This is a genomic window from Pyrobaculum sp. (assembly GCF_049971835.1).
GTDB lineage: Archaea > Thermoproteota > Thermoprotei > Thermoproteales > Thermoproteaceae > Pyrobaculum.
The window spans coordinates 1-10,175 of the sequence record NZ_JBMFKV010000067.1; the positions used below are offsets into that span (position 1 = coordinate 1).

At 55.6% G+C, this 10,175-nt stretch carries 12 protein-coding genes; 8 read left to right on the forward strand and 4 right to left on the reverse strand.

Annotation, left to right across the window (positions count from 1 at the left end):
* Positions 1–812: 812 nt before the first annotated feature.
* The 8 genes from ACP5J3_RS07255 (at position 813) to ACP5J3_RS07290 (ending at position 8,120) form a co-directional block, all read left to right on the forward strand.
* Positions 813–1,790 (forward strand): hypothetical protein, encoded by a 978-nt coding sequence (locus tag ACP5J3_RS07255; RefSeq protein WP_428495072.1) that lies wholly within the window; start codon positions 813–815, stop codon positions 1,788–1,790.
* A 300-nt stretch (positions 1,791–2,090) separates the two neighbouring features.
* Positions 2,091–3,155 carry a hypothetical protein gene (locus tag ACP5J3_RS07260; protein ID WP_428495073.1) on the forward strand — a complete coding sequence of 355 codons (1,065 nt, stop codon included), beginning with the start codon at positions 2,091–2,093 and terminating at the stop codon, positions 3,153–3,155.
* Positions 3,156–3,775: 620 nt separating this feature from the next.
* The gene (locus tag ACP5J3_RS07265; protein ID WP_428495074.1) at positions 3,776–4,354 is read left to right on the forward strand and encodes a hypothetical protein; all 579 of its coding nucleotides are present in this window, start codon (positions 3,776–3,778) and stop codon (positions 4,352–4,354) included.
* A gap of 119 nt (positions 4,355–4,473) precedes the next feature.
* Complete coding sequence (locus tag ACP5J3_RS07270; protein WP_428495075.1) at positions 4,474–4,782, forward strand: hypothetical protein; 309 nt, start codon at positions 4,474–4,476, stop codon at positions 4,780–4,782.
* A 209-nt stretch (positions 4,783–4,991) separates the two neighbouring features.
* Positions 4,992–5,783: a hypothetical protein gene (locus tag ACP5J3_RS07275; protein ID WP_428495076.1), complete on the forward strand. Its 792-nt coding sequence runs from the start codon at positions 4,992–4,994 to the stop codon at positions 5,781–5,783.
* Positions 5,784–6,408: 625 nt separating this feature from the next.
* Positions 6,409–7,131 carry a hypothetical protein gene (locus tag ACP5J3_RS07280; RefSeq protein WP_428495077.1) on the forward strand — a complete coding sequence of 241 codons (723 nt, stop codon included), beginning with the start codon at positions 6,409–6,411 and terminating at the stop codon, positions 7,129–7,131.
* A gap of 85 nt (positions 7,132–7,216) precedes the next feature.
* A complete protein-coding gene (locus tag ACP5J3_RS07285; RefSeq protein WP_428495078.1) occupies positions 7,217–7,873 on the forward strand; it encodes a hypothetical protein in 657 nt (218 codons plus the stop codon).
* The gene (locus ACP5J3_RS07290; RefSeq protein ID WP_148682826.1) at positions 7,845–8,120 is read left to right on the forward strand and encodes a transcriptional regulator; all 276 of its coding nucleotides are present in this window, start codon (positions 7,845–7,847) and stop codon (positions 8,118–8,120) included. Before ACP5J3_RS07285 ends, ACP5J3_RS07290 begins: the two co-directional genes overlap by 29 nt.
* A 211-nt stretch (positions 8,121–8,331) precedes the next feature.
* On the opposite strand, the gene ACP5J3_RS07295 is transcribed toward ACP5J3_RS07290, so the two are convergent.
* The 4 genes from ACP5J3_RS07295 to ACP5J3_RS07310 form a co-directional block, all read right to left on the reverse strand.
* On the reverse strand, positions 8,332–8,988 hold the full coding sequence (locus ACP5J3_RS07295; RefSeq protein ID WP_428495079.1) for a hypothetical protein: 657 nt from the start codon (positions 8,986–8,988) through the stop codon (positions 8,332–8,334).
* A gap of 71 nt (positions 8,989–9,059) precedes the next feature.
* Positions 9,060–9,470 carry a type II toxin-antitoxin system VapC family toxin gene (locus ACP5J3_RS07300; protein ID WP_428495080.1) on the reverse strand — a complete coding sequence of 137 codons (411 nt, stop codon included), beginning with the start codon at positions 9,468–9,470 and terminating at the stop codon, positions 9,060–9,062.
* On the reverse strand, positions 9,457–9,687 hold the full coding sequence (locus ACP5J3_RS07305) for a CopG family transcriptional regulator (protein WP_263244411.1): 231 nt from the start codon (positions 9,685–9,687) through the stop codon (positions 9,457–9,459). Before ACP5J3_RS07305 ends, ACP5J3_RS07300 begins: the two co-directional genes overlap by 14 nt.
* A 59-nt stretch (positions 9,688–9,746) precedes the next feature.
* On the reverse strand, positions 9,747–9,887 hold the full coding sequence (locus tag ACP5J3_RS07310; RefSeq protein ID WP_428495081.1) for a hypothetical protein: 141 nt from the start codon (positions 9,885–9,887) through the stop codon (positions 9,747–9,749).
* Positions 9,888–10,175 lie beyond the last annotated feature (288 nt).

The window sequence follows — 10,175 nt, forward strand, 5'->3', positions numbered from 1 at the left end:
GGGTGGAGGGTCAATACGCCAGTGCAGAGGGCGGAGGTGAGACGGAATAAACAAGTAAACAGTGCCGCCGAGTGTTTTGGAAGTGGAGAATGGTGAGTATGAAAAACAGCTCTTGGAGTGTACTTCAGACACTTTAATGCGTAGCCGAAGTTCCCTAACAAGCAATAAAACTGATTAAGCTACCGTGGCAGAATTAGCTTATGAATGCGCCGATGGCGTGCATTGCGCCGAGTGTTCGCAGAGGCCTCTCGCTACGGAGCTCTGTGGATCGTGGAGGTCTGTTGTGAAGTGAATCTATACGCAACGTGGCTACATGTCTAAATTCGGCGCTAGAGACGCCTAATCATGAGAAAATGACTGTGAATGACATACAGACGTGTGGCTGGTTAGGAGATCTCAGACATAGCCGGGGGAGATGTAACCTACTCTGAAGAGTTGCGTAAGCAAAACTCCGCCATATCTATTGCCGTATCCACTGCGCCATGTTTTACGTTATATCTCCGTCGTTACGTATTGACTTTGAGTACGCGGGGATTAAATGGCTTGGCACAACGGCGGGTGTGGCTCCAAAACCTAAAACCCAGACCAGCGGCGCCTGCGGCAGTGACAGCGGTGTTTACCGAATGCAAATAGAGATCAGAATTTCCGACCCCCTACGACGAGGTCGCTGACTTTGTTCATGCTGTTTGCCGCGCTTACTCTAGCCGGTACTGTGGTTAAGTTTCCAGAGGACTTCAGCCAAGCGCGGGTGGGTAATGTGCTGGTGCTTTACGCCCCTGCAGGCAGTCTGTCCGGTAATTGAGGTGCGAGAGGTGCATTCAGAAACGGACAAAATGTTGACAAACCTCATCGGCATTACGCCGAATTTAACAAATCCCAAAGCCTCGCTCTATATTGCGTCTACTCTAAGAACCGTGGCTGAGGTGGCTGGGGGCAGGGTGTATATGGTGGGCGTATTAAGCTACTCGCCCCCCGCCGGCTTTGTCGCCGCCTCGCCGCTTAACGTAACTGAATTCGCCCGCCAGGTGGGAGGCGTAAAGGCTGTTGTGATAGTGTTGCCCTGGAACATCACGGAGATAGACGTGAGTGTTGAAGTCAAGCTTCTTAGAGAACTTGAAAAACACCCAGAGTGGAAAAAGGCGTATGAGTATATGCAAAAGGCTATGTTTGAAAAGGCCAGGGCTTTTAGGAGCTGGCTTATGGGCAACGACTCGGCCCTAGGCGCTATGGATCTTAAAAGAATACGCGATGGCGTGCGTAGCCTCCGTGGGGAGCTCGACAACGAGACGTTGCGCCTAGCCGTGAGGAGGCTGGTGGAGGCTAGGTTGGGGAAGCCTCTAGAAAAGGCTTCTGACAAAGAGCTGGCTGATGTGCTTCCGTATTTTGTATGGGCGCCGGTGTTAATGCCTGAGTCGGCCGCGGCTAGAGATGCGTACTTCGGAATTCCCGCCGTCCGCTTCGCCGCTATTAAAGGCTCGAATATGTCTATAGACGGCGTGCGGGAGGCGTTGCTAAACGCAGTTAAGATACTCAACTGCACGCCCTCTGTGATATACGTCGGCGAGATGGACCTCCCCCTCTTTACCCACGATGTGCTGATGTACGCCGACAATGTGTTGATGAACGCCGACCTGCCAGATAGGCGGGGGGAGCAGGACGCCGCGCCAGCTAACAACATAAACACCACATGGCTTCCCATAGCCATAACTGTAGCCGCCGCTGTAATCTTGATGATAATAAAGAGGGCAACGCTTGGCTCGGTTGGAGAGCCGCACAGCGCCGCCGCTTAACGCGCACCCCCACTATGTCATATAACTAAATTTCTTTTTTCGATTCAACCGACAGCCGCAGTTTACGAAATTCAAGAGGGCTCGGCGAGAATCGCGTAGGCGCTTAACGGCGGCCCCGCCATTTTCAAATATCTGAAACCAGGTCCATAAGCTCTAGGGCGCCGCGGGTGGGTTTCTGCAGACGGCGCACCCGGCGTTCGAGATTCACATCGCTCACTCCGTTTTTTTACGTTGTACCTCCGCCGCTATCCGCAGACTATGAGTACATAAGGGATATATGTCCCGGCACAGCTGTGTTTTATGGAGTCTCATCAAGTCTTGAAAATGACAGCTTTAGCCGCCGTTGTGCTTTCCGCGGTTGCGCTGGGCTCCGTGTGGTATCAGGTGGACAACTACACCGTGTTCAACTTGACCGGGTTGATAGACCACTTCAAGCCCACCTACGTCTTCAAGCTGGGCAACTGCGACGCCTACGTCTACGTTGCTAGGTCTTTTAACGACTCCACTCCGATGCTTGCCTACGGTAGGCTCCAGCTTCCGCCACCGAAGCCGGCCGCGGATATCGATTTCAACAAGCTCCTCGACGCCCTCCTTAAGTTGCCAGGTGGCGACTTGGAAATAGAGGTGGTGATTTACGACATCGTCGCCTCGGATCGCCTGCGTGTGGCCGTAAGCGCGTCTAACCGCACGGAGCTGGTTAGGAAAGTCGGCGAGAGGCTGGGAGTGGCTGTGTACGAGAGGGTAGAGGAGGCGAAGGAGAGGCTGAAGGAGGCGGCTGGGCGCGGGGAGAGCGCAAAGGTGGCTTTTATAACCTCGGCGACGAGGAGGACGGGGGATGTGCTGGTGGCGGTGTATAGAGATGGGCCCTCCGTGAGGATCTGGACGACGAATTTAACCGAGGCGCTTAAGGCACTGCGGCAGATGGAAGGGGAGGTTGGGAAAGGGATACCCGCATACATAACGGTGGGCTCCTACTGGAATAGCGAGCAGATTGAAGAGACTTTCCGCAACGCCGCAATGCGCTGGGAGGAGGAGATGGGCACCCGCAGGAGGGTTGAAAGAGGAGTTGAGGGGCTAGTTCACATCTTCGAGCTATCCCGCCCCCTAGGCCCCGTGTACCTCGTGTTCCCATATGTCAACCGCACCCCGCCAGACGAGAAGACGGCCAAGAGGCTCCTGGAGAGGTACGTGGAGCTAACCGGCTTCTGCCCGCAACCGCTAATCGCAGAATTTTGGCCAAAAACCGGGATAGACCTCCTCATCGGCGGGCACAACTACACAGCCGCGGCCACCACAGCCGCCATCGCAATAAGCGCCGCGGCAGTCGCCTCGGCGGCGTTAAAGCTGAGGAGAAGAAGGCGATAAATTCAACGGCATTCTTTCCACAGTTGTTTGCGTCTCCCAACCAGCGCCCCCTTTAGACGGCTTCAGTAGATAGGCGAGGTCTATACAGCGCGCCAGGTAGGTAGGCGGCAGTATGCAACACGGCACTGCCGTCGAGGGAGGTCTGGACGATAATACCGCTGTAGGTGGCTGGACGCCCAGGCGGCTTAGAGAGGAGTAAAGCCCTGTCGGGGGAGGTACGTGGACCAAGTCTGATATCTCCGAGAGTCTTATTAACATCGCGAGCCCCCTACGTCCGCCAAGGCGGTGAGGACGTCGGCCCTAGGCCTAGAGGATATCAGGAGACATGCAACGGGGATAATCCCCGAAAGGCGCCAGGTGATAAGACTGTCATAACTTGCGAAGCGACGCAGACGATAAGCGGCGGAAGACTTATGAAATAATGGCCGGGGGAGGCCCGCTTTGTAATACGCTTACTTGGGGGGATGTCCGCCGCGAGTCTGTATCATGTAAAACTCGCTCTACCTGTCCGTTGCTACGCCGGTCGCGCAATTTCCTCAGCTGTGGTTTACGTTGTATCTCCGCCGCTGTGTGCGAATCAGGAGTATGCAAAGCCTATAAATCCCGGCATAATATCGCTCATGACTCCAAAACCGCGGCCAGAAAATGACATGTCCAAAAAGACATTAAGCCAAACTACGCTATTAATAGGTGTATTAGTGACAGTAATTACTATTGCGCTGGCCACCTCGGCTTATCAAAAACATGTAGGGCTATTGGTAATTGGCAAACCAGAGCCAGATACCCTTATAGCATGGGCTTACTTTTGGTGGGATCCAAAAACAATATCTGCGGGCAGTACCACATATCTGAATGGTGGAATAACAGTTATGACGCTGTTTGGATATGCAAGTTATTCGGTGGATATAAGGGTGTACGACAACTCGCCAGATTTAAATGGACCTCCCCAGATAATTTCATCAAGCTTAACGGGTTGCAGTGCTAACTATCAGTTCTACTATGATACTAACTTAAAGGCTTGGCGCTTCTATTCTGGAATGTGCAACTATCAAGGGCGACCAGGCACGTTTAATTTCGGAATAACTGCGTCGTGGTCTCCAAAAGTGACCGGTACATATACAGGAGAGAGTTACGCATGTATACATGAGCCACCTGCTGGTGGTTGCGAGTCAGCACGCGACTTGCTTACTGTAAATTAAATATGGCTACACAAAGTCAAATAATTAAGTATCTTTTTTTCCATTTCATACATCTGGGCTTTTACCCGGTGGTGAGAGTTACTCACATTATGGCATATTTATTGGCTTATGTCTTTGGCGTGGCCCACCCGCTCTACAGCTATAGTGGAGACTGGATATACGACGTCGCCGTGTTTCTCTTAATGGCTACAGTTCTAGCTCTTGCGCTGAGTAGCGTTGGGGGTTTTAAAGAGGTTCTTGTCTATGGTCATAAATACGCAGTTATCTACTTCGTTCTGCTATATTTTGAAGCCGTTAAAATGTCATTCTTGATACCCATAGCCGTACTATCATTAATACTCATCGACATAGCCTTCCACTACTTGATATACATAAACACGTTGGTTATAGAGAAAATACGAAAGGGATCGAAAAACGCTAGGTCGTGAAGCCGTTGGTTGTCCACATATTTATGACTGGGGCGACGCTTCGCCGGGGGCTACGTGGTGCTCTATGAGGCGAGACTGGATGTGTGGCCTAGCCATGTTAGCTAGGCCGAATGCGCGGTTCTGCCTCGGCGGGCCAGCTTCTGGAGATGTGGGTCTGCCCGTCTCTCGGTGGAGTACGACCAGCCACTGGTAGCTTTCTTCGTGGGGCCGTGAAGTTGTGGAAGTTCTATCTCTTAGCCGCCGTCGCGGTTGCCGTGGTGGCGGGCATCCCCGCCGCCATCTACGTCTTCCTCAAAGAGCCGCCGGGCGTAGCCACAACGGTAGACGTATTTACCTGCAACTTGGTCAACATGTCTGGTACACTGGTGCTAGACGGGGCGTGTCGGGGTAGGTATGTCCAGGTTTCTACCTTTGTCATAAATTCGACTTATCTTAAATACGCAGTAGATAACCGGCTGAAGCTGGAGACCTACGCTGAAGATCTGTGGAGAGGCATGACCACTGTCGGCGATGTGGTTAGCGACAAGACGAAGATCTTCAGAGTGGGGAATGAGACGTATAGAACCTCGCCCGAAAATTTAATACCGCCGCCCCTCCGCGCCGCTTTGGCTAGACTAGTCGAGAAACACCCATGGCTAGCCGAGAGCTACTTGGTAAATGGAGAGATTTTCCGCGGCTTAGTCTGGGACCCGGTGGCTAACCAAAAGGTTGTGGGCTATGTCTTTACGGCACTTCAGCCGATGTGTAGTAGAGGCTTCGCGTCAGGCCCTGGTGGCGGCGTGGTAAATAAATATGACGCATGTTGGTTTACAGCATTAATTCTTGTAAACAAATCAAAGCTAGTAGTATTAGACGTAAGTGTTAAATTGACAAATATCGAGAATAGCTTAGAGACTGGCGATAGAGGTGGTGCCATTACTATACGCGGCAGAGCAATAGGACTGTTAATGCAAGCAATACAAAACGCAACAAAACAATTAGAGGAAGTCATAACTAGATAGATTTTTTATTTCTATATTTTGTTTTTAGTATTTTTAGCCGGCGTGAGAGCCGTCTAGGGTCTTCTCACAGCTCTCCAATCTGGAGGATCTGAACCCACGGCTACGGCGTACGCCAGCGGCTACGCAGAGCGGGCCTGGGGTCTGCTTGTGATGGAAGAATCTTGAATTTGCATATAGCGCGGCGCTGTCCGCCCGCTACCCCGCTGAATCGTTGCAGACGGAAAAGACATATACATTGTCGGTGTCGCAGAGAACAAGTCTGTCATAGTGACGCTAGACTTAAGGCAACTCTTGTCGTCGCTGGCTCATGTGCGGCTCGTGTAACCGCCACTGTGGCGGGGGATGCGCAGGATGTTCTTCCACAGCCCGGAGTCGCGGCCGCCGCCGGTGCCGCACTAGCGTCATTTTTAACTAGGAGAGATCCTCGTCGCGATCTTTAAATTAGGTGTCTTTTAGCAGTTCGTCACCAGCTCTACATGTAGTTTACCGAAGGACCTACAACGCCGCGGCTGAGTCTCACCTCCTCTCTCGCCTAGCTCTCTTTGCCGTAATTTACGTTGTATCTCCGCCGCTGTGTGCGAATCAGGAGTATGCAAAGCCTATAAACCCCGGCACAGCGGCGGGCATGGCTCAGAAACTCCAAATGGTCAAGCTGGCGGCGCTCGCCGCATTGGCGGCCGCGGCGGTGGCCGCGGCTTTAGGCGCCGGCGCGTTTAAAGTGACGTTCACATATGAGAACGGTGTTGTGAAGATGGTAGATCCCCAGGGCGGTGTGCACACAGTGGCGCTGAACCTGAAGGAGGGGGTTAAGAAGGTTGAGATAAGGCTGTTGCCAAACGGCTCCGCCGTGGTACTAGAGGGTGGAAGGCCCATTGCTATAATTAAGAAAATAGTCATGAGAGGGGGCGAGGCCAGGCGTGTTGAATTCAGGTTGTTGCCCAACGGCACACTTCTGGTAATAGACGGCGGCAAGGTCTGGTCTAAGGGTAGAATCGAGAGGAGAGGCGGGGGAGAAGGCGCCAGCCAGGCCGGTGAGAAGCCGAGCCCGGACATAATAAAATCGCCACAGCCTATCTCCGGCTCGCTACCGCCTGGCACTGGAGATAGCTACGGGCCTTACACCGGGCTTATCAACATAGAGTTCAGCGTCTCGTGGAGCCCCACGGGCTATCTCTGCCTCGGGTATGTAGATTTGAAAACGGGAAGCGGACCCGGCATATGTAGCTACGGCCAGAGAGCCTCCGCCTCCTTCTCTCTAGATCCGTCTCAAAACATCATAGCCGTTGTCTACAACCCCAACTCCTATTCAATAACTTATTCGGGCACGCTGACGCTATACTACCAATAATGCCCCTCCAAAACCCACTCTCTCAGTTGCATCTCGATTTGTTTTTCTGCTTAAAATGATATTAAGCAGAGCCTCTCTCCGCTCCATGTCTCTGCTTTTCCGTCTGTGCAGGTGGGCTCCTCCCCTCCTCTACCTAACCCTGGTTCACGTGTGGCTGTTGCCGGTCCTGTTCCTCCTCTATGTTGGAGGCGCCGTGGGGGGCTTTGTCTTTCTAGTCACGGCGGCCTCGGCGGTGGCCGCCGCGGTTGTCGGCCTTCTCCCTGGGGGGAGGGGGGCCGGGGGGCTGGATCTGCTGGAGCTGTTCCACAGACGCGGGGGCGTCTGCGCCGCGGCTCCTGTTTTATACGTCGCGTCCTACGCGGCGCTTGCATTTGTCGCAACCACCTCGCTGTACCTCTACACAACCCCTCTGCTGGTGGTTGAGGTAGCTCCTGCGTCCGCCGCGGCCGGCGTGGGGCTGGGCAACCACACCGCGGCCCCCGTCGGCAACGTAACCGAGGTGGTGTTCCACGTAAGGGGCGTGGGGGGCGTCGCCCCGGGAGGGAAGTTTATAGTAGTTGTGAAGGGGGACGTCTTAGGGGGGTCGGCAGGCTGGGTTTTGTACACGGCTCTGTGGGCCGCGTCCTACTACAGCGCTTTGGCTGTGGCGTTGGTTCTGGCGTGGAGGCTAATGGCGCGCTCCGCCGAGCTGGCGAGGAGGGCCGAGGTGTTTTATGAAAAGGCGAGGGAGATTCTATCCTGACCTCTACGTCGTGACGAAAATCCTGCTCCTCCTCGCCGATGGACACAGCAGGAGAGAGGCGGCGTTGCTGTCCGGAGTGAGCTACAGCCGCTTTCAGCAATACGTGGAGTATCTAAAAGAGAGGGGGTTCGTAACGGGCGACGAGGAGCTGAGGCTGACACCCAGGGGCGTAGAGGCGGCGGCGAGGCTCGCCGAGCTGATAAAGGAGCTGACCGGGGAAGAGCCGAGAAGCCTCAAGAGGAGGTAGCCCGGGCCCCCCGACACAACCACAGAGACGTAGGGAAGTCTCAACTCCGCGCCTCCGTCGGTCGATGCAGGTCGGCTCCGTACGCGTAGATGTGCCTGGCGGGGCGTTGGGCGTCCAGCGCACGGACGTGTAGAGCGGGTGGCTTGCCGCGGCGCCTCCACCCGCCATCTAGATCGACCGCCCCTCTATGCGGCGCCTCCTACTGGCGGCGTCACCTCTGCTGTGCGGATTTTGCCTTCTGCAACGCCTCGCGGTGGCGGGTGGCGTTGTAGGGGCCGAGCCTCGTCGCGTTCATCACGATCTCAATCTTCACATCCCGTCCCCCTACCCGGAAGGTGTACCCGGCCCTGAGCCAGAGGACCACCCCCTTGCTTTCACACACCTCCGCATCCGCCGTCGCGTTTAGAGAGACGCCGTGCGCCTTAGCCACCTCGGCTAGGAGGCCCAGCTCGGGCACCCCGCTTGCCTTCATTAAAGCCCCCTCGCGGCCGAGGTGTCTGCAGACGCCCGCTGTCGACACCGCGACCGACTTAAAGTCGACCGGTAGCTCGACGCTCCGACTGGGGTTCGCTATGCATCTGCCCATGGCGCATATAGCCTCGTAGCTTTTGCCGCCCTCCGTGGCATCGTATAGCTGTATCTCGACACCGCCGAACCTCAGCACAGCCACGCTGTAGTTCTGCGGACCCACCCCCACCACCATCCAGCCGAGATCCAGCGCCTGCCTCCCGCTGGGCGTCGTGAAGATGTAGGAAATGCTGTAGTTCACTTCATAAGGCTGAGGAGACAGGTACTGCTGCAACGCCACAAGCAACACCAAGACAAGCGCCGCGGCGGCCAAGCCAGCTACGAGGAGCTTCGACGCCATACGCCAAAATGCAGGTGACTATATATAAATTACCACGGCGGGGGACCCGTCTGGGACGGACTTCGGCGGGCCTATGGCGACGTGCCGCGGCTAATCACGTCGACGCCCGATCTGGCGGCCGCCTCGGCCTGTCTCTCGTCCAGCGTCAGCAACGGGGCCTTCCGCCTCAGCGCCTGGGCTATGTACAAAGCGTCGTACACAGTGATGCGGAGGTCGAGCGCCAGCCTAAACGCGTCGGGGAGGTAGGCCGCCTCGGGCTCCAGCTCTATATTCCTCTCAACCAGCGACAGGAGGATTTCCAAGAGCTTCAAGGCCCCTCCCCTATCTACGAGGCCCCTCATATGGGCCTTCCAAACCGCGTTCGCCGCCTCCTTCAACACCAGATCTACCGAAATCGACCTGGCTATATACCTCGAAATTGTTCTCCAGCCCGGCTCCTTCAAGAGGAAGGCGGATAGAGCCGACGCGTCAACCACTATCACGATCCTCCCTCACGGAGCCGGCAGAGAAGCCCCGAGGCGCCTCGACAGGAATCTCCTCAAGCTCCCTCAGCACCCGCTCCATGTTCTCCTCCGCCTCCAACTGCCTGATCCGCTCCTCGACGAACCTCCTCAACTCCTCGGCCCAGTTCACTCTGTCCCTATACTTAGCCATCTTCTCCTTAACCTCGCGCCGCACCTTAAAACTCACCACAGCCACGGCCCTCTAAGTCTACTTAAATATAAACCTATCGGTCTACCCAAAACGGCGGTGCAGGTCTACCGCAAGCAGGCCACCAGCGCAAGCGCCGATTCTACCAACCCCCCGCCGGCCAGCCGCGCGGCGACTCGCCGCCCCTCGGCCTCGGCGGCCCTATCAGCCCCCGTCCTCCCCGTGTCCTTTCCAACCAGATCCAACATGCGGAACTCACTTGTTATCCGGCGCAGATAGGCCTCCGGGTTGCCCAGACTCTCCCCTCGCCGACGCGGAGAGAGGGCGCAAGGCGGACTACGCGAGGACAGCCGCCGATCTGAAAGCGTGGAGAAGTGGAGCAGACACAAAGAGCAGATACTACTCACCGTATGCGCGGCAGAAGCCCTCACACGCCTACAGCCCATATGCGCCGCGCAGGGCAAATGCCAAAAAGCTTAAAAAGTCGTGGGAGATTTCCGGGGAAGGCCCCGGTAGCTCAGCCTGGTGGAGCGCCT

Bases quoted from the DNA above. Each gene is read 5' to 3' on its own strand.
- ACP5J3_RS07260 (WP_428495073.1), top strand. From the start codon at position 2,091: ATGGAGTCTCATCAAGTCTTGAAAATGACAGCTTTAGCCGCCGTTGTG.
- ACP5J3_RS07265 (WP_428495074.1), top strand. From the start codon at position 3,776: ATGACTCCAAAACCGCGGCCAGAAAATGACATGTCCAAAAAGACATTA.
- ACP5J3_RS07280 (WP_428495077.1), top strand. From the start codon at position 6,409: ATGGCTCAGAAACTCCAAATGGTCAAGCTGGCGGCGCTCGCCGCATTG.
- ACP5J3_RS07285 (WP_428495078.1), top strand. From the start codon at position 7,217: ATGTCTCTGCTTTTCCGTCTGTGCAGGTGGGCTCCTCCCCTCCTCTAC.
- ACP5J3_RS07290 (WP_148682826.1), top strand. From the start codon at position 7,845: ATGAAAAGGCGAGGGAGATTCTATCCTGACCTCTACGTCGTGACGAAA.
- ACP5J3_RS07295 (WP_428495079.1), bottom strand. From the start codon at position 8,988: ATGGCGTCGAAGCTCCTCGTAGCTGGCTTGGCCGCCGCGGCGCTTGTC.
- ACP5J3_RS07310 (WP_428495081.1), bottom strand. From the start codon at position 9,887: ATGTTGGATCTGGTTGGAAAGGACACGGGGAGGACGGGGGCTGATAGG.